Source organism: Rahnella sp. NRRL B-41462 (assembly GCF_003263525.1).
GTDB lineage: Bacteria > Pseudomonadota > Gammaproteobacteria > Enterobacterales > Enterobacteriaceae > Rahnella > Rahnella aceris.
The window spans coordinates 13,472-30,925 of the sequence record NZ_JYDF01000090.1 but is presented as its reverse complement, the minus strand read 5'-3'; the positions used below and the strand labels follow the sequence as shown (position 1 = coordinate 30,925).

Genomic DNA, 17,454 nt, shown 5'->3' with positions numbered 1-17,454 from the left:
AGCAACGGTCCGAAAATGTCTAGATTAGCTATGACGATTAATATGGTCAGTAATGATCACCAATGGTGATCATTGCTGAAAGTTGTTTTTATTTAATAAATTTATCAGCAAAATCAAGGAACTGTTTCCAGTCGTAGGCTGTTATATCGTGCCCGCCCGAACGGACGTGATAACTTAAAATTTCGGACAGCGGTTTTCCGGTTAGTGGCATTTCATTATACGAGGAAAGATCGGCAATATTACCGTATAACTTCCATACCTTCGAAGCCCCAACTAGTCCTGCAAATTCTCCCTTCGGATCGGACCATAAATCATCCTCAGCGCTTGCGACATATACCGCACGAGGAGCCAGAAGACTAATGAGAAAGTGAGAGTCAACAGGCATGTTCTCCTCATTGTCCACAAACGAACAATACTCATCGTTAAACCAGTGTGGAAAGTGCCTCACAATATCAGAAACTCTTTCCCCGAATTTACGGCGCGAAATCGCACTACCACCCTCACCCGATTCATTAGCAATGACACCCGCAAAACGTTTGTCCTGAGCTCCGGCCCATAGGCAAGCTTTACCTAACCTTGAATGCCCTGTAGCGATGACTTTCTGTTCGTCAATTGCATCGATATCTTTAAGGCAGTCCATCACCTTAATCATGCCCCATGCCCATGTTGCTACCGCTCCCCATGAATATGCTCTATTGGAAGAAACGTCAAAGAGTGGCTGTATGCTCTCTGGTCTCCCACCTGGTTTATCAGGAAACAGGTCTGAGTAATGGAAACTAACTACTGCAAAGCCCCGTTTAATGATCATATCGAGAGGCCATCTGGAACTATGCACACCGACAGATTCTACTGTTGCATATCCCGTAGCATCGATACCAAGCGCAGGACGTGGATAAACCCATGAAATAGATAACGGAAGGGAAAACAGGTCAGTCAGTGACTGGTTCCCCAATACATTTGGACCGAGAAACGCAGGAACAGCCTCCTTAGCATTCAATGGGGTGAAAACTATAAATTGTGCCAGAAGGGCATTTTTATCATCCAGATACAAATCATAAAGCTGAGCCCTTATGCCTTTTGTAGCATCCACTCTTTCTGGACCGGATTTCCGAAAGCTAACTCGAGCCTGTAAAGGTGAAGTTCCAAAAATACTTTTTTCATAGGCACTTAATATTTCAGGTCTTCTTACTGAAAACCACTCGTCAAATGAAGAAACCTGCTCACCAGCAACAGTTAAGAATAAATCAGGTAGTTCATATGGTGCGACTTTCTCTTCATCATAATTGGGACTGGCCCCTTCTGGACCATAAAATATGTTGCTAGTTTTTTTCATAATCTTCCCCCTGTCTGACGGTGTTCCCCGTAATGGTGGTCAGCAAATTCATACCGACGACGGCATTATCCCTCAGGTGGATAGAAAGGCAATTGAGTGATCGCAGCCGATGTGGACACATCCAGTGAAGAGCGGACCTACCGGCTATAAAGTTTGCAGAGGCAATTATGACACAATGGAAGTATGACTAAAATCAGAGTGCGCTATTCCACGGGGAGCAGGTCAAGGGCACTTTCTCCCCGGTTTCCGTAATAGTGGTAACCGGGATCTGGTTAACAGCTATTGCTTCCAGTTTTTCCGGGAAACCGACACCATGGAACAGCATATCGTGAAAGTGTCCGCCATAAATCGACAGCACTTCGGTAAAATTAGCCGCATTCAGCGCCCATTTTGCAAACTCCGGCATCACTTCGCCAAATGCGTCTACGCCCACCGACTACCGAATGCCCTTAGCGCTAAGTTTCGCAGCCTGGATATCACCGCGAGCAAGGGCAATCACATTATGACGATGAATCCGCTGGCATCAGTGATTAAAATTTTTACAGACTATTTCTCCATTACTCTGTGAATTACCACGGGATTTGGTTGTTCGGTGTTTCGATGAACTGACCTGATGCCGGGTTATCACCAAGAAGCGCGTACTCGACCGGTAGCTTCGCACCATCTTCAACTTCGATCTCTGCCTGATGTCCGTTCAAATCCGTCTTCACATGGCCAGGAGAGACAGAGTTGACAACAATCGATGTTCCGCGTAGCTCTTCCGCAAGCAGAACGGTAAGCATATTGAGTGCCGCCTTAGATGCGTTATAGCCAGTCAGGCGCACGGCGTAAAATTTTGAGTTTTGATCTCCATTAAGCTCCAGTGAGCCGAGAGAACTGGACATATTGACTATCCGACCCGCCACAGAATTACGTAGCAGAGGCAGCATGGCCTGTGTCACCTGCAGTGTGCCAATGAAGTTAGTCTCGATGATGCGACGAACTGCTTCAGGTGCGGCCATGCTCGGCGGCCCGTCTTGTGTATCCACGATGCCGGCATTATTAACGAGAATATCGAGTCTGCCATGTTTCGTCTGGATCAATTCGGCTGCCGCTTTAATGCTAGCAGCGTCATTGAGATCTATCCGCAGGGACTCTGTACTCAGCCCTTGAGAAGCCAGGTCAGCGACCGCAGCTCTGGCGCGTTCCATATTGCGAGCGCCAATGATGACGAACACCCCAGCGCGCGCGAGCTGGCGAGCTATCTCCATTCCAATACCTTTGTTCGCGCCCGTGACGAGCGCAATGCGTTTTGTATTATTCATAATTGATCCCTCTTCGATGAGCTGCCTGTGCTGCTATTATCTGAAGGATTGTTCGGTTTGAGAATTCGCTTATGTCGTCGAAAGTGCCTTTCCATCTAAATGCCCGTAAAAAGCCACGTCAGGCCCGTGCTCAGGCTACGCTGAATGCAATTTTTGAGGCGACCATTCAGGTTTTGCTGGTTGATGGGCCTTACCAGCTGACAACCACTCGCGTTGCTGAGCGCGCAGGGGTTTCGGTCGGCACCCTGTATCAATATTTTCCGCACAAGCAGGCTTTGTTCTATGCCCTGAATGAGCGCTACATGGATGCTTTGGCAGATAAGGTGGAAATCGCCTGCGCGGCACGACATGGAGCGCCAATCCGCCAGATGGTCGAAGCACTTCTTACAAGCTACTGGAATGCCAAAATGGAGCGACCTGAAGTTACCCGGGCTCTTTACCGTTCCATTGCGGAACTGGATAACGGCCCGTTGATTGAGGAATTCAGTCGACGTGTCGACACCGTTACCGCCGAGATGCTCGCGAGTGCGTCTGATGCCGCTTTCACTGATCTACCAGGCGTCAGTCTCACACTTCTTAACGTTATCTTCGGGACAATTCGTAGCGTGTTCGAGCGAAGTCTTTTCCCCGCTGAAGCTGAGGCCGTTCACGCGCAATTAGTGCTGATGTGCACGGTTTATCTGGAAGCGGTTAGAAAGCCCGGGCGTGACTGAGCGGCGATAGATGGACGCTCGATTCAACTGCCTCAAGCATCATGCGGCGACGCTACTAATAGAGGGTAAGCGCATCTTTTTAACATGCCAGTAAAGATGTCCTTCGCTGAGAAACTGCGCAAGGATCTTTTACGACAGCAACGGCAGACCTGTTTCAGGCATTTCACTGAGTTCGTTAAAACGCGTTATCGTCTTCTGTGGCATTACCATACAGCCGATACGCATAGCAGGCATAATTGTTTTACTGAGCGTACCGGTGTAGATCACGTGGTCATTCATATCGTGGCTTTTGAACGCCGGGATTGATTTACGTATGTTGTGAAATTCTCCGTCATAATCATCCGGCCTCGATCTGGCAGAAGAATATTTGGGGCAGTAAATAGGGTCCGCTTGGAAAACGGAAAATATCCTACGTTAAGCCTGTTTTTTAAGCAGGAATGACAGGCAGTTTTGAGCGAGGAGCGGAAGTACGCGCTCAATTCCTTTTACTTCTCCTCTGCGCGTGCTTTCTGTTCTGTGGATGGCATCGGCAGATTCCTGGTTGTTGATTCCTGTGTCAGTGCGTCGTTTTCCACAGCACCCAACAAAGCATCCAGCAGCCCGGGAAAGCGAGCATTAAGATCTTCCCGGCGCAGCGATAGTAAATTTTCGCGCCCGAAAGGGCGCTGCCAGATAACGCCACTATCCCGTAAGACACGCCAGTGGTGAGTCAGCGTCGATTTAGGAATCCCACTCAGCACGGCGCTACAAGCATGCTCACCGCCGCCCGCCAGCACCAGAACCACCGTCAGACGTAATGGATTCCCCAAAGCTGTCAGCACATTTTCAAGACGTATTTGTTCCGCATCAGGGTGTTTAGAAAGCATGGGGTTTCTCAGCAGATTGTAAACATGCCAACACTATACTTTAAATTTTATCGATTGACTAATGTACGAGTACATACATACATTAAATGTACGCATGTACTCGAACATTAGTTCATTTGGAGATTATTTATGGTTACTGCCTTACGGGAATCAGGTGCCCCTCGCTTTCAACACCTCAGCCTTGCGCTGCTTGCCTTTGCCCAACTCATATACTCCCTTGATATCAATATTGTGTTTGTAGCACTACCGGAAATTGGATCGGGACTGGGGTTTTCGGAGCACACGCTCCAGTGGGTGGTCAGTGCTTATACGGTATGCTGTGGGGGATTTTTATTGTTCGGTGGACGAGCAGCAGATCTTCTGGGGCAACGTCGGGTTTTTATCGGTGCGTTATGGCTCTACGCGCTCTCCTCACTGGCAGGTGGATTAGCGTGGAGTCCTGTCGTCATTGTCATTGCACGAGCCATACAGGGTATAGGCGCGGCATTACTTTTTCCTGCCACGCTTTCGCTTATAAACAGACTGTTCGAGGAAGGGCCGTTGCGCAACCGGGCACTGGCAGTCTGGGGCGGCGCAGGCGCAAGTGGTCTTACACTGGGATCGCTCGCGGGCGGGATACTTACAGGTGTCTATGGCTGGCCGTCAGTATTTTTCGTCAATGTTTTATTGGCAGCGATTGCAATATGCGCCGCTTTTTTTGTGTTACCGAAGGACAGTTTCCAGGAAGAGCGCCGCAGCTTCGATTTGCCGGGCGCTGTGACAGTCACCACAGGAGCAATTCTGCTGGTTTATGCTCTGGTTCAGGGGCCTGAAGAGGGTTGGTTGTCAGAGCATATTCTCTTATCACTGAGTCTGTCAGTGGTATTTCTGCTGGCGTTTGCCGCCATAGAATTTCGCAGCCCTGACCCATTAATGCCGGTACGATTATTCAGGAATCGAAGTCTGACAACAGGCATGGTGATCACGTTTATTTATATGGGAACCTTCGGTGCTCTGCCTTATTTTCTGACAGTTATGTTTCAGAACATTATGGAATACAGCGCCTTGCAGACCGGCCTGGCGTTTATAGCTCCTTCGCTGGCAATTTTTGTCGGAACGCAATTCGGAGCCCGACTTGCAAATAGTCTGTCGTTACGCAAAGTTTTACTGGCCGGTTTTTTAACTGGAATTGCGGGTACGCTGGCACTGGTTCCATCAGCCTATTCAGGTGCATCTTATTTAAGCGTATTACCGGGACTTGTCATTTCAGGAATAGGCCAGGGAATTGTCTGGACGGCAATGTGGGTAGCTACTGGTTCAGGCGTAAAGCATTACGAGCAAGGGGTTGCTTCAGGTATGGCTTCTACAACGCTGAATGTTGGTAACGCTATTGGTATTGCTCTGTTAGTTGCTTTATCCGGAAGCGGGACCGTAAGTCTGCATCAGGTGAACTCTACAAACAGTCTCCAAAATGCCTTACAAATTGCATTTTATCTGGCTGCAGCGGGACAAATTGCAGGGCTTTTTGTTTCCTGCCTGTTACCTTGCAAAGCTGCAACTGATTTGCCAGCAGAAATAACCTAGCAGAAAATCAGTATCCTTTGCCGATGGCTTCAGATGAAAAGTATTAATGTGGAAGACCTGCTGTATGGCGGGTCTTTTAATTTGCAGCTTGCGCTGGGAGGTGCGCGAAAATTTCAACATGCTGCTGTACTGACCTGCATGTGAATGCTCGTTTCTGGCACCAAGCGGACTAGCCAGTTGATTCGAAGGTCCGCTGTGAGCGAGGAACGGACATAAATTCTCGTAAGCCGATTGCAGTACGTTAAATTGCAGACGTAACGATAAGCTGAACAACTTAGGATAGAATGCTCTTGTGTAGGAGCACAACGTGAACGTTTGAGCAGCTAATAGGTAAATTATTCATGAGTAGGCGACTTAACAGAGATCATCGAACCAAAGTCAGAAATATTCCCCGACGCATAAAAGCTCTTAATCGTTGGGCTGGTACTTTTCATAGCCCTGAACGTAGCATTTTTTCAGAAGATGAGCATTACTGGAATTTCAAAATTCCAGTTGAAATTAATCTCATTCAGGGAAAATACAGCACGATTAAAACCAAAGCAGCTTGTGCACAAGCTTTAATTAACGCATGTTCAAACCTTATAACGGCCACTGTTGGTATGAATTACAGTCCGCGGATTACCGCTGTTGTATGTCTTCCGGATATGTTTACAAGTGAGGTCTGTCTTTATCGCTCCGAAGAATATTATCAAGGCTTCATAACTGAAGATCGTTCTGAGAATGGTGCTTCTTCTTTGATCAAAGATCGTAGCCTTGCTGCTGAGTGGGGACTCGTTCTACCAGCTAACATACAGGAAATAGGTATCACACTCGAATATTATGGAAGCGAGGACCGGGATGAATGGTTCACGGGAGAACGCTGGTATTATGGTCAGGTGACTTAAGAGAGTTGCTTTCATTTGATTGGAAATAAAACTCCTATAAAAGGAGATTCTACTTTTGTCTAACGTGCATTCCTGGCACGTAGCGGATGAGCTAACGAAGCTGGAGGACCGCTATGAGCGAGGAACGGACCTTCCCTGAATATCCCTTCTCAAATTGGCTGAAAGAAGGAGTCAGCGGGTACTCATAACAAGCTGAACGGCATTTTTCCAGCTGATTCTGAATACAGGGGCATTATCTGATGAAGGCATATCGGATACTGTATGCTCGGTAATAACTCCGCCTAGCCTTTGGTAAAAGTTGATTGCCCTGACGTTATCTTCAAAAACCCATAGGTAAAGTGGTGACTTAGCATCTTCGCTGCATACCCACTCTGCTGCATGATGGAGCAATTTTTTTCCTGCGCCCTGGCCTCGCAGTGCAGAACTGACATGCAGGCTGTCAATATACGCCCCCCATTGAGCGTCCTTCTTTAGCATTACACATATAAACCCTTCAATGTTCTCTTCATTTTCTGCTACAAAGACAGCCACATCTCGGTTGCACTGGTGCAACAGAGACTGCCAGTGGGAAAAACGCTCATTTTGCGCATGATTTTCGAGAAAGTCTGAAGACATCACATTTCCATATGTATCTCGCCATCCGGCTGCGTGGAGATGTGCAATTGCATCGGCATCACTGTATTGAGCTTTTCTTAAATGAATCACGTATGTTCCTTGTCTGAAATCATTATGAGGAAAAAGCTATTATGGTTTGGCAATTAGATGAATATTTATCGTAGAAAACAAGACGTGATTAACAAATTGCCACCATTCTGGGAACGTCCGTTTCTGGCACGCAGCAGACAAACACCTGACGCTGAAGGTCTGCTGAGAGCGAGGAACAGACGTGTTCGGAACAGTATGAAACCCGCCAAGCACAGTGAGATAAAATAACTAAAGTAATCTTAAAAGCTTCGCAGGATTACCCGCATAAATCCCTTTAGCTTTTATAGGCTTTATGACCACGCTACCAGCACCAATAACTGCACCACTGCAAATTTCTGTTGTGAGAATTGTTGCTCCGCTCCCAACTGTGACGGCATTACCTAAACTAATATGAATCCAGTTCTCAGCAGATGAATCAGGGCCGCCACTTTTGAAAAGGTCATTAGCAAAGGTTACGCCATGTCCTATAAAGCAGTCATCACCTAAGATGACGTTTTCACAGATGAAAGTGTGGGACTGGATCTTGGTTCCCCTGCCTATGACACATCCTCCTTGTATCTCCACAAATGGTCCTACAAAAACATCGTCGCCTAATTCACATTTATAGATGTTTACTGGCATTATCACCCTGACATTTTCGCCTTGTACAACATCACGAATGCCGCTTTCAGTAACCTGCATATGAGAAGTATCCTTACTTAAGAAAAATCAGGATCAGAATAGCTCAAGCAAGCCTGATTGGCCTCCGAGTAGCATCAGATTCAAATGCAAATGATCCCGCATAGCTTCGCTGGATTATGACTACATACCTTATGAACGTCCGCAAATGGCACGCTGCGGACATCAGCAAGCATCAGTGAATCCGCTGAGAGTGAAAAGCAGACTTTATGCCACGATTGTGGCAAAGCGATAATTTAATTTTCCTCCACGTTCTGCTGTCTCTTTATTCAACACACCACAAGAATATATTAACTGACTCCAGAATTTTTTTGCGGTTTCATTATCCGGCATCACGCTGAGTTCCCATCTGCCTGGATGAAGATTCAAGAGTGAACTGAAAGCACTTTTACCAATATTCAGGCCACGAAATTGTGGGAGCACGTAGAACTCAGCCAACCCGAAATCTGTACCTTTTCCAGATGGAGACCACGTATTGACAAGAATAAAACCTACGACAGTTTCGCCGCTTTCGATGAAATATGGCCAGCGAGCTGCGTCAGTCCAATAGCTGCTAAAAAATGGATATTCAATGTTTACTTCACCGTATTGGCTCAACTCGTGAAGGTAGTCTGAAAGTAAGTCCCACAGTTGTGTTTTCTCGGTTTCACTTATAATCCGTAATCTTGCTAGCACCATTTACCTCACACACGTCATCAGGAACTGAATAGCATACATTTACCACAAATGTCCTGCCACGCAAGGTCCGAATTTGGCACTCAACTGCCTGTCATGCCTGCTTTAAAAACTGGCTTAACGTAGGATACTTTCAGCTTTCCAGGTGGCTGCCAATCAGGCTATATCATTTTTTAACGGAACTGATTGTGGCTAACTGTTTGTTTCCGGTTGCTTTCACGATGGACGTTTACCGTGGCCCCACAACTTACAGGCCAACCAATTGCATCTTTTTGACGCTCGCATTGAAACAATATTTTTTGAGCAACTTCTTCCTCAACAGCATGGTGCGTACTCGGTGTAATTGAGACAGGACTCACCTGGCCCTCCATTTGCCCCGGGAGAACCATCAACCAGAACGAACCCATTAACGTTGTGTTGCGTTGATGACCATCTGGACGATGCGTCCGCATGGGCGAACGATGTTGACGCCAAATAAACGAGAGCTGTAAATATATAGATTAGTTTCAGACGCATAAGCAGCACCTTTTTGGAAAAACACTATTTGCCTGAGAGCGCTTACCTTAATTGCTACATGGGACGGCCGCGCCGCCTTTACCAGCCGCACCACCTTTACCTCCTTTACCTCCTTTACCGCCCTGCCCGTTGTTACCGTCCTTACCTGGCTGCCCATCTTTACCAGAATGCCCGCATTTTACCGTCACTGCCTTAAGGGAACTGGCCTGGTCTGCTGACACAGGGATTGTGGCTGTACTGTTCTGCGTTATTGCATCTTCAGCATGTACTGCACCCGACAAGCAAAACTCAGTACAAAACAAAAATGCTACTAATTTAAGATTCATATTCACAAAGAAGTCTCCTCAACTGCGTGTTATAAAAACTGTCAGATCGTGTGATCTGGCAGCATGGGATTTATATGACCACCATCGCCACCATTATCGCTACCGCTTCCTCCGGTTCCACCTGCGCCCCCTGCTCCGCCATCGCCTGCAAGAATAATCAGATGGTCAACAGAAGATGTATTGAAGTGATGGAGTGGTTCCGCTGCTCTGGATAACCCGTAAAGGAGATAAATAACAACGCTGCAATTCTGCTTACTTTCATAATTAAAACCTCATTGTCAAAAGTTGGGGTTCTATTTCTGGTAAAAGAATGCCTAATAACCTTGCAGAATAAACATAGCAACCGATTTGTGAGGTCTTTATTTAATAATGTAATATTATATTTCCTTGCGAGTTTTTTATTGTTGTTGAGCGGGTGATTTATTTTAAATTTTTATTTTTTTTGTTTATGTATTGTTTACGTGGGTAGTTAAATAATCCGTTTTCAATCCATTCTTCCAGTTATTGTAAAAGCTAAATTCAATATGAAGAATGATTGCTTTGTCAAAAAAACTTAATAAACATAAAGGGAAATGATTACGTGTGAATTTAAAACCAGCAGTGATGAGATTCAACGCAAATGACCTCACTCTGCTTTTGTAGGGCTTGCCTGGAAACCGAACAATACCCTGCGTTAAGCCTGTTTTTTAAGCAGGCATGACAGGCAACTTTGAGCGAAATATCTGCTGGCACTGGAAGTGCGAAAGTCGTCCTTACAGAAGCCATAAAAAGCTTGTCGAATGTCTCAGGGCGTGAAGCGGACATAGCATCCCCGGGATAGCCAGAAATCAGAGTTGTCCCGTCACCGGTTTCGGGATGCTGCTTTTCCAGGCAGGATACTCTATGCTGGTGAGAATCACTTTGTAGGATATGACCATGATAACAGTTGAGAAATCAGATCCATTTTCTTCAGAATCCCATCGATTAATCGAGATGCTGTCAGCTGAACTTGCCGCTATTACGGGTGATAACGGCAAAAGCAATTTCACTGTTGATGCAATGAATGGTGATAAAGCGTTATGGGTATTGGCAAAGAATGCTCATGGCGATGCGATAGGATGCGGTGCTATCCGGCCATTAACGCAAAATATAGCCGAGCTTAAAAGAATGTTTTCAGACCGAAGTGTGCCAGGCGTGGGTAACGCTTTACTCACTTTCCTGGAAATCTCCGCAAAAGAAATGGGATATCTCGAGCTGAGACTGGAAACCCGACATATCAACCATCGGGCCGTAAATTTTTACAAGAAAAATGGGTATGTCCGTATTGAGAATTATGGTCCATACACAGGCAGAGAAGAGGCCGTCTGTTTCGCAAAAACATTGTGCTAATTGCATTAATGGATCCTGATGCCCGCGCCTGGCACCAGAAAAAAGAATTGTCATACCTGCTACGCGCGAGGAGCAGACCTCGCAACATCCTCTCATTTAGTGACCTGCAAATACCGGCTTTTTATGTCATATCTGCCTGATCTCACCTCCGTTAATCATGTTTAATACCGCGAACTTTGGCAATAGGTCATCCTTAAGAAAATCACAGGTTGCCTCTTTTGCAAACAATGTATACATTGTATACATCAATTACGGATTGACGCTGAGGAAAACATGAGCAGAAAAAATAATGTAGTAACCGTAAGATTAACCGATGAACAACTGAAGGTTTTCACAGACTGGAAGGAAAAATTAGAGGATGAATTAGGGATCGATGTGCCTTTGGGGGCTGTTATCCGTAGGGCATTAGATGGCGCTATTCAGATGTATAACCAGCGTATGGAGCATGAAGTCCAGGCGGAAGTAAATCCGGACGAACGCACTGCCCGAACACAAGGTGCTAACGCCTATATCAGTGACTACAAGGAAGGGAAATAATCATGACCATCATCGACAGTAAAGCACATCACGCAGGGTTCAGAGAGCATTATGTCGATAATGCTAAGCCAGTGTGGGATATCGGTCGCCCGCAAAAACCTTTCATCGAAAGCGCCTCTGATATACGTGGGCCAATCTTAGATATTGGCTGTGGCACGGGTACGCTTGCCACTTATTTCGCTAAGCGTGGTGAGCAGGTTACCGGGATTGATTTTGTCGAAGAGGCGGTCGGGCGTGCTGCCGCGAAGGCGAAAGCAGCGGGTCTTAACATCGACTTTATGGTTAAAGATTTTTTCACTATTGGCAGTTGGGATCGGAAGTTTCGGAGCATTATTGACAGTGGGCTGTTTCATATTTTTTCAGGCGATGAGGTGAGAAAGGCTGCTTACCTGGATATCGTGAGTAAATTACTCAGCGATAATGGCCGACTTTATGTTATGGCCTGCAAAAAAGAAACCGGGATCGATGCAGGTGTTAACGCTGATGAGATTTTTGAGACCTTCCGTGAACGCTTTATCGTTGAGTCATTGCATGAGTTTGAGGCCGAAACCGTCATTGACGCAGCGGAAAACATCCCCGGCAAGCAGTGGCTAAGTTATTTTGCGGTGATTAAAAAACGCTAATGTTAAAGGGGACTGCGTCCCCCATTTTCAGGATCTGAGGTTCCGGGATAAAAATGAGAATCAAAGTTCGAATCCTGCTGCTCGGGCATTTCTGGATCATCTGATTGAACATTTTTAAATTCTTTTAACCTGCCTGAGTATATTCAGGTCGTCAGAATGATGATTCTTTCCGCTATAAACGAGGGGCGGAAGCTGGTTTCCCGCGCCTTTGCACGGTAAATATCGGGCAGCAAAGGCAGCGCTTCGTTCAGATTATATATTGAAATCGATATTTATTTGATGTTATAAGAAAAAAGCAGTTTTATGATCCCTTCTGTTTCCTGTTCCTGATATTCAATGAATAAGTCATAAATGAAGGTTAGAAAATGATTAAGTCAGTTCAGCCAACAATGACAGTCACCACCACCGCATCTTGCGGCGGTGTGGGCGTATCTGTGACTGGCTCCTGACAAAACAGATCCTCACTCCCCGCCAAACCGGACGGGGAAGAAAATTTCTCCGTTCATAACATTCTGAATGGAGACACATCGTGATTTCATCTGATAATGCACTTTTAGTTATTGATATGCAGCAGGGGCTTTTCCGTGGCCCGGCCTCTCCGCATTGCGCAGAAGCTGTTCTGTCGAATATTTGTTTGCTGATTGCAAAAGCGAGGCAGGTTCAGGTGCCCGTCTTTTTTGCCCGCCACACAGGACCTGATGACTCCCCCTTCTCAGAGCAGAGTCCGTTAACACAGCTGATACCCGAAATGAACGTTAACGCTGAGCGGGATAGCGTCTTTATTAAAAAGTACCCCAACTGTTTCCGCGATACCGACCTGCAGCTTCAACTCTGCCAGCGAGGTGTGAAGCAGCTGGTTATCGCCGGGATGAAAACAGAATTTTGTGTGGACACTACCTGTAGAGCCGCGTCGGAACTGGAATTCAGGACCGTGCTGATTTCAGATGCGCATACAACAATGGATAACGATCATTTATCAGCAAATGAAATCATTGAACATCACAATGTTACGCTTGCCGGACCGTTCGTGTCGCTTTCGACCGCGGCGGGCTGGAGCTTTTGATGAACTAAGAGCCGTCCGCAGGACGGCTAAAAAGGCTGATTTTCGCTCCTGGCACTCAGGGGACAAACACGTGACGCTGAGGGTCTGCTGCGAGCGAAAAGCAGGCGCTCCGAAAGCAGCAAGACATAACAGCAATCTTGCGCTCATCGTTATTACCGCATGCCTTAAAACGGCATGCGGGTGGTGGCGGATGTCACTTACCTCTCTGCAGCCACGCGATATTGCTAGCGCAAGCTATTCTTACTGAACTCACTACGTTCCTGATGGATTTGAAATCAGCAGCCGCCAACCTCCGTCAACGCTTCGCAACAACACCTGCGTTGCTGTACCGGACTCTTCGTGCAGTGTTCTATCCTTAGTGGTTATGGTCAAAGTCCAGTCAATAATAAGCAGAGCCATTTCACCGGCGGAGAGGATCGAGCGGATATGGTTTCTGATAACTGGCTGGGATGATGTCAGTGACAAAAAAGTGTCCCGAAGCTTTTCAGGATCGCTTTCGATGACCACACCATCAGTCATTTTCATAGTGGCACGGTTACTGAACAGAGCCAGCAGGTCATCAACCCTGCCTGCATTGAAAGCATCATCAAACGCGGCTATCGTTTCGACAGGCGAATGGTAGACTGCTGTCCCCCCTTCAATGGCGGCTGTAAATTTTAACAGGTGGCTGGCGACCTCTGTAGGGGCCTCCAGAGGCAAGAGATGTCCGACGTCTGGAATGATATACATTGATGCATGTGAAATAAGGGGCAGCAATTCTCTTTGCAGAGTAGCCGGAAGGTCTACACGATCCAACTCCCCTGAAATGACCGTCACAGGGACATTAATTGAGGCCACTTCCTGGGTAATGTCTTCGCCGATAGCCGTATTAGGCCAGCCTTCTTTGGCCTCGGATGAGGCCCTCAAACTGTCCTCGATTACCTGTTCACGCAGAGCAGAACTTAGTGCCCCCGCTGTCAGGACATTATCAATCACAAAGCCGACAGATTCGCGGCTGTTATATGCGCTGGATAACGTATCGCGCTGCTCAGGCGTGAGACGCATAGGTGAAGGTGGAGAGGGAGCGATAAGCATCAGGCCTTCAAGACCTGCAGGCCGACGCGACGCCATCAGTTGGGCAACTTTTCCCCCCATCGAATGGCCAACAAGAATGTAGCGTTTAAGCTCAAGCGCTGAAATAACCCCTTCGGCATCCCGAGCAAGGTCACCAATTCGGTATCCTGATTTAGGTGCGTCTGAGCCCCCCCAGCCCCGGTGGTCGATTGCAACTGTGCGGTAGTGGTCAGGTAACTGACTTATCACGCTCTCCCAGGTACGGGATGAACCGCCATAATAATGCAAAAATACCAGTGCAATTTCACCGCTGCCCTGTTGCTCAATGTGGATACCCGTTCCATTCACCTTAATTTTCATCGTCTCATGCCTCTTCATGTAATTAAGGTAATGGTAATTGCTGTCATGAGTGATGATAATCAGCGTAATTGTGTCGACAGCCGATACTCTGATTATCGAATGGTGGTAAGTAATGGACAGGTTCACCAGCATGCAGATTTTTATCGCGGCAGTGGATGAAGGCAGTTTCGCCGCCGCCGCGAGACGTTTTAAGCTTTCGGCTGCAATGGCAGGAAAGCATGTCAGCGCTATAGAATCTGATCTAAATGTACGACTTCTTCAGCGTTCAACACGCCGTCTTAGCCTGACGGATGCCGGTGAGCGGTATTATGAACGTTGCAAAGTTATTCTTGAGGTTCTTGAGGATGCGAACCGGGAAGCCAGTGATGTTCAGAAAACACCGAAGGGGTTGCTTCGCGTTGCAGCACCGGTCGCCTTCGGTGCAATGCATCTTGGTAGGATCGTATCACGCTATCTGGAGCAATTTCCGGAGGTCAGTCTGGACGTTGTACTGGAGGATAAATACGCCGATCTACTCGAAAATCGAATCGATGTTGCCATCCGAGTTGGGCGTCTTGAGGATCCGACACTGGTTACGCGGCGGCTGGCACCTTGCAGGATGGTTTTGTGCGCCTCACCGGAGTATTTGAAAAAACATGGCACACCAGAGACGCCGGATGATCTTTCCCGTGCGCCTCGACTGGCGTTCAGCCAGGCGGTTTCAGCGGGAGACTGGACGATTTATGATGCACAAGGCAGGCCGCACAGTATTGAAGGCCCATGCCGTATGACTGCCAATAACATTCAGTTGCTTCTTGAATCTGTACTGGCCGGAACAGGCATTGCTTACGGGCCCAACTTTGTTTTTGGCGAGCATATTAAGCAGGGCAAGCTGATAAAGCTGCTGCCAGCATACCGGACGACTGAACTTACTATTCAGGCTGTTTATCCCAGCGCGATCCGTATTCCTTTCAAGGTTCGCAGCTTTGTTGATTTTATTGCTAAAGCGTTAGGAGATACACCGCTGTGGGGAGAAGAAAATTGAAATATGCAAGAAGTAACGTCTGCTGTTGGCACAAAGCTGCCCACGGCTGCAACTATGGGGCTATGAGTGAAAAACGGATATGCCCCTCACAAGGCCAAAGGATTGCTAATAAGAAATCGAAGTTCTTACCGGATTAAAAAATAAACTTGAAAATGTTTTCAGGATCCCCTCAAACTGGACATATTCTTTTAAATATCACCTTTTCTACATGGAGCACGAAATGCTGAATTACTTTTTTTTTCAAAAGGGTAAGCAAATTGTTGTACTGGAAAGCTCGGACGTGGGCAAAGCTTCTCAACTGATTGAACAAGGCTACGAAAAACAGTTTGAAGAGGTCAGTGCCACGAATGAAAAAAACGCGCTTGCACGCTTTGCTGATATTCGCCGAGATAACCAGATAGATCGCGATAACTTCCTGGCAGGCGCTGGGCCTATGCCCCTTATAGGTGGATTAACGGCCATTGCTGCTTATCTTGTTAGCAAAAAGTAGCTCAGCTACGAACGGCTGAGGGTGAACCGCCGGAAAAATGCACCCGCAATATGGCGGGTGATGGTGTACGCTCATGGCACAAAGCTGCCCACTGCTACGAGCAAGGGCGGCTATGAGCGAGCAGCGGATCTTTGACACTGAGATATTCAGCTTCTACTGGCATTTATTTTGTACCAGCCCTTTTCGGCCTAAATACGAACCGGACATCCCATATATATTTTATTTCAGACGGGTGACTCGCCCAGCACCCAACTGGGTCCGGTATCGGTAAAGCCCGCAGGGAAACGACTCGCGGCATTATATGACTGTATCCAGCCCGGATAACGAATCCCTGGATGACTGACCTCATCGAGCATTCCTTTTTCTTCTTCACTGAGCTCAACAGACAGTGCGCAGAGGTTGCCCCTGAGTTGCTCCACATTACGCACGCCCGCTATAACGCTGGTCACCTGCGGTGACGAAAGCAGCCAGGCGAGCGCAATGCAGGCTGGTGTGGTGTTGTGTTTTTCAGAAACTGCTCTGAGCACATCCACGATATCCCATGCCTGGTTCTTGTCGACGGGTGGAAATTCGATCTTCGCGCGCCTGCCCGAAGCGTCATGATTGCCGCTGCGATCAAACTTGCCTGAAAGCAGCCCGCCTGCCAGTGGACTCCAGCACAGAAGTCCGCTGTGGCTGTCCTTGATTGCCGGCAGGAGTTCATGCTCAATGTCGCGGCAGGCCAGCGAATAAAAAGACTGTACGCTGACAAATTTCTCAAGCTTATGTTCAGCCGAGACACCCAGGGCTTTGGCAAGCTGCCAGCCCGCATAATTCGAACAGCCGATATACCTGACCTTACCCTGTCGCACCATATCATCCAGTGTCCGTAAAACCTCTTCAGGCGGCGTTGCAGCATCAAAGTTGTGAACCTGATATAAGTCAATGTGATCGGTTTTAAGCCGCCGCAGGCTGGCTTCAAGCGCCTGCATCAAGTGATAGCGCGACTGGCCTGCATCATTTGGGCCCGCATTCATTCTGCTGTGCGCTTTTGTTGCAAGGAAAACCTGACCGCGGCGCTGCGCCAGCACTTCGCCCAGCACGCTTTCAGAGCCCCCCGAACCATAGACATCGGCGGTATCAATAAAATTGATGCCGGCGTCCAGCGCCTCACCAACGATAATATCCGCCTCTTTGCCCGTCAGACGGCCGATGGCATTACCGGCGGCATTATCCGCCCCGCCAAATGTCATCGTCCCGAGACAAATGCGTGAAACATAAACCCCTGTTTTACCCAGTTCTGCGTATTTCATTTGGTTTTCTCCGTTAAGCTCCAAATGATAATGACGCAGATAAAAGCTTTCTTTTATTATAGAAATCCCTTTTTTATTATT

General features: G+C 47.4%; 21 protein-coding genes. 10 read left to right on the top strand and 11 right to left on the bottom strand.

Annotation, left to right across the window (positions count from 1 at the left end; translation table 11 throughout):
• Positions 1-88: 88 nt before the first annotated feature.
• From UC14_RS20100 to UC14_RS20090, 3 genes are all read right to left on the bottom strand, one after another.
• Positions 89-1,333 carry an acetylxylan esterase gene (locus UC14_RS20100; protein ID WP_112198293.1) on the bottom strand — a complete coding sequence of 415 codons (1,245 nt, stop codon included), beginning with the start codon at positions 1,331-1,333 and terminating at the stop codon, positions 89-91.
• A 193-nt stretch (positions 1,334-1,526) separates the two neighbouring features.
• Positions 1,527-1,766 (bottom strand): hypothetical protein, encoded by a 240-nt coding sequence (locus UC14_RS20095; RefSeq protein WP_232829713.1) that lies wholly within the window; start codon positions 1,764-1,766, stop codon positions 1,527-1,529.
• A 136-nt stretch (positions 1,767-1,902) separates the two neighbouring features.
• Entirely contained in the window at positions 1,903-2,637 is a 735-nt protein-coding gene (locus tag UC14_RS20090; RefSeq protein WP_112198292.1) for an SDR family oxidoreductase, read from the bottom strand.
• A gap of 71 nt (positions 2,638-2,708) precedes the next feature.
• Between UC14_RS20090 and UC14_RS20085 the strand changes: the two genes are divergently transcribed.
• Positions 2,709-3,350, top strand: coding sequence for a TetR/AcrR family transcriptional regulator (locus tag UC14_RS20085; protein ID WP_112198291.1), 642 nt, complete (start codon positions 2,709-2,711; stop codon positions 3,348-3,350).
• A gap of 129 nt (positions 3,351-3,479) precedes the next feature.
• On the opposite strand, the gene UC14_RS27155 is transcribed toward UC14_RS20085, so the two are convergent.
• Together UC14_RS27155 and UC14_RS20075 are read right to left on the bottom strand one after the other, a co-directional pair.
• Entirely contained in the window at positions 3,480-3,629 is a 150-nt protein-coding gene (locus tag UC14_RS27155; RefSeq protein WP_232829712.1) for a hypothetical protein, read from the bottom strand.
• Positions 3,630-3,835: 206 nt separating this feature from the next.
• Complete coding sequence (locus tag UC14_RS20075; protein ID WP_112198290.1) at positions 3,836-4,216, bottom strand: helix-turn-helix transcriptional regulator; 381 nt, start codon at positions 4,214-4,216, stop codon at positions 3,836-3,838.
• Positions 4,217-4,345: 129 nt separating this feature from the next.
• On the opposite strand from UC14_RS20075, the gene UC14_RS20070 reads away from it, so the two are divergent.
• Together UC14_RS20070 and UC14_RS20065 are read left to right on the top strand one after the other, a co-directional pair.
• The gene (locus tag UC14_RS20070; protein ID WP_112198289.1) at positions 4,346-5,779 is read left to right on the top strand and encodes an MFS transporter; all 1,434 of its coding nucleotides are present in this window, start codon (positions 4,346-4,348) and stop codon (positions 5,777-5,779) included.
• A gap of 341 nt (positions 5,780-6,120) precedes the next feature.
• Positions 6,121-6,663: a DUF3916 domain-containing protein gene (locus UC14_RS20065; protein ID WP_112198288.1), complete on the top strand. Its 543-nt coding sequence runs from the start codon at positions 6,121-6,123 to the stop codon at positions 6,661-6,663.
• A gap of 171 nt (positions 6,664-6,834) precedes the next feature.
• Here the strand turns inward: UC14_RS20065 and UC14_RS20060 are convergent, their stop codons facing one another.
• The 4 genes from UC14_RS20060 to UC14_RS26760 form a co-directional block, all read right to left on the bottom strand.
• Positions 6,835-7,368, bottom strand: coding sequence for a GNAT family N-acetyltransferase (locus UC14_RS20060; protein ID WP_112198287.1), 534 nt, complete (start codon positions 7,366-7,368; stop codon positions 6,835-6,837).
• Between the two features lie 228 nt (positions 7,369-7,596).
• Positions 7,597-8,049, bottom strand: coding sequence for an acyltransferase (locus UC14_RS20055; RefSeq protein ID WP_013578391.1), 453 nt, complete (start codon positions 8,047-8,049; stop codon positions 7,597-7,599).
• Positions 8,050-8,253: 204 nt separating this feature from the next.
• Positions 8,254-8,724: a GNAT family N-acetyltransferase gene (locus tag UC14_RS20050; protein ID WP_112198286.1), complete on the bottom strand. Its 471-nt coding sequence runs from the start codon at positions 8,722-8,724 to the stop codon at positions 8,254-8,256.
• Between the two features lie 560 nt (positions 8,725-9,284).
• Positions 9,285-9,569 (bottom strand): hypothetical protein, encoded by a 285-nt coding sequence (locus UC14_RS26760; RefSeq protein ID WP_157962138.1) that lies wholly within the window; start codon positions 9,567-9,569, stop codon positions 9,285-9,287.
• Positions 9,570-9,637: 68 nt separating this feature from the next.
• Between UC14_RS26760 and UC14_RS26755 the strand changes: the two genes are divergently transcribed.
• The 5 genes from UC14_RS26755 (at position 9,638) to UC14_RS20025 (ending at position 13,154) form a co-directional block, all read left to right on the top strand.
• Positions 9,638-9,778: a hypothetical protein gene (locus tag UC14_RS26755; protein ID WP_157962136.1), complete on the top strand. Its 141-nt coding sequence runs from the start codon at positions 9,638-9,640 to the stop codon at positions 9,776-9,778.
• Between the two features lie 700 nt (positions 9,779-10,478).
• Complete coding sequence (locus tag UC14_RS20040; RefSeq protein ID WP_112152623.1) at positions 10,479-10,931, top strand: GNAT family N-acetyltransferase; 453 nt, start codon at positions 10,479-10,481, stop codon at positions 10,929-10,931.
• 273 nt (positions 10,932-11,204) lie between these two features.
• A complete protein-coding gene (locus tag UC14_RS20035; protein ID WP_112152617.1) occupies positions 11,205-11,468 on the top strand; it encodes a hypothetical protein in 264 nt (87 codons plus the stop codon).
• A 2-nt stretch (positions 11,469-11,470) separates the two neighbouring features.
• Positions 11,471-12,091 (top strand): bifunctional 2-polyprenyl-6-hydroxyphenol methylase/3-demethylubiquinol 3-O-methyltransferase UbiG, encoded by a 621-nt coding sequence (locus tag UC14_RS20030; protein ID WP_112152618.1) that lies wholly within the window; start codon positions 11,471-11,473, stop codon positions 12,089-12,091.
• Between the two features lie 529 nt (positions 12,092-12,620).
• Positions 12,621-13,154: a cysteine hydrolase family protein gene (locus UC14_RS20025; protein WP_112152619.1), complete on the top strand. Its 534-nt coding sequence runs from the start codon at positions 12,621-12,623 to the stop codon at positions 13,152-13,154.
• Between the two features lie 252 nt (positions 13,155-13,406).
• Here UC14_RS20025 and UC14_RS20020 read toward each other — a convergent pair whose 3' ends face one another.
• The gene (locus UC14_RS20020; protein WP_112152620.1) at positions 13,407-14,699 is read right to left on the bottom strand and encodes an alpha/beta fold hydrolase; all 1,293 of its coding nucleotides are present in this window, start codon (positions 14,697-14,699) and stop codon (positions 13,407-13,409) included.
• Between UC14_RS20020 and UC14_RS20015 the strand changes: the two genes are divergently transcribed.
• Together UC14_RS20015 and UC14_RS20010 are read left to right on the top strand one after the other, a co-directional pair.
• Entirely contained in the window at positions 14,698-15,591 is an 894-nt protein-coding gene (locus UC14_RS20015; protein ID WP_112152621.1) for a LysR family transcriptional regulator, read from the top strand. The genes UC14_RS20020 and UC14_RS20015 overlap by 2 nt on opposite strands.
• Before the next feature lie 220 nt (positions 15,592-15,811).
• A complete protein-coding gene (locus UC14_RS20010; protein ID WP_112198284.1) occupies positions 15,812-16,081 on the top strand; it encodes a hypothetical protein in 270 nt (89 codons plus the stop codon).
• 224 nt (positions 16,082-16,305) lie between these two features.
• Here UC14_RS20010 and UC14_RS20005 read toward each other — a convergent pair whose 3' ends face one another.
• A complete protein-coding gene (locus UC14_RS20005; RefSeq protein ID WP_013578385.1) occupies positions 16,306-17,373 on the bottom strand; it encodes an aldo/keto reductase in 1,068 nt (355 codons plus the stop codon).
• Positions 17,374-17,454: the final 81 nt, after the last annotated feature.

Coding starts and splice junctions, on each gene's coding strand:
- UC14_RS20100 (WP_112198293.1), bottom strand. CDS start 1,333: ATGAAAAAAACTAGCAACATATTTTATGGTCCAGAAGGGGCCAGTCCC.
- UC14_RS20075 (WP_112198290.1), bottom strand. CDS start 4,216: ATGCTTTCTAAACACCCTGATGCGGAACAAATACGTCTTGAAAATGTG.
- UC14_RS20015 (WP_112152621.1), top strand. CDS start 14,698: ATGCAGATTTTTATCGCGGCAGTGGATGAAGGCAGTTTCGCCGCCGCC.
- UC14_RS20030 (WP_112152618.1), top strand. CDS start 11,471: ATGACCATCATCGACAGTAAAGCACATCACGCAGGGTTCAGAGAGCAT.
- UC14_RS20085 (WP_112198291.1), top strand. CDS start 2,709: ATGTCGTCGAAAGTGCCTTTCCATCTAAATGCCCGTAAAAAGCCACGT.
- UC14_RS20050 (WP_112198286.1), bottom strand. CDS start 8,724: ATGGTGCTAGCAAGATTACGGATTATAAGTGAAACCGAGAAAACACAA.
- UC14_RS27155 (WP_232829712.1), bottom strand. CDS start 3,629: ATGAATGACCACGTGATCTACACCGGTACGCTCAGTAAAACAATTATG.
- UC14_RS20040 (WP_112152623.1), top strand. CDS start 10,479: ATGATAACAGTTGAGAAATCAGATCCATTTTCTTCAGAATCCCATCGA.
- UC14_RS20020 (WP_112152620.1), bottom strand. CDS start 14,699: ATGCTGGTGAACCTGTCCATTACTTACCACCATTCGATAATCAGAGTA.
- UC14_RS20005 (WP_013578385.1), bottom strand. CDS start 17,373: ATGAAATACGCAGAACTGGGTAAAACAGGGGTTTATGTTTCACGCATT.
- UC14_RS26755 (WP_157962136.1), top strand. CDS start 9,638: ATGACCACCATCGCCACCATTATCGCTACCGCTTCCTCCGGTTCCACC.
- UC14_RS20035 (WP_112152617.1), top strand. CDS start 11,205: ATGAGCAGAAAAAATAATGTAGTAACCGTAAGATTAACCGATGAACAA.
- UC14_RS20070 (WP_112198289.1), top strand. CDS start 4,346: ATGGTTACTGCCTTACGGGAATCAGGTGCCCCTCGCTTTCAACACCTC.
- UC14_RS20065 (WP_112198288.1), top strand. CDS start 6,121: ATGAGTAGGCGACTTAACAGAGATCATCGAACCAAAGTCAGAAATATT.
- UC14_RS20010 (WP_112198284.1), top strand. CDS start 15,812: ATGCTGAATTACTTTTTTTTTCAAAAGGGTAAGCAAATTGTTGTACTG.
- UC14_RS20090 (WP_112198292.1), bottom strand. CDS start 2,637: ATGAATAATACAAAACGCATTGCGCTCGTCACGGGCGCGAACAAAGGT.
- UC14_RS20055 (WP_013578391.1), bottom strand. CDS start 8,049: ATGCAGGTTACTGAAAGCGGCATTCGTGATGTTGTACAAGGCGAAAAT.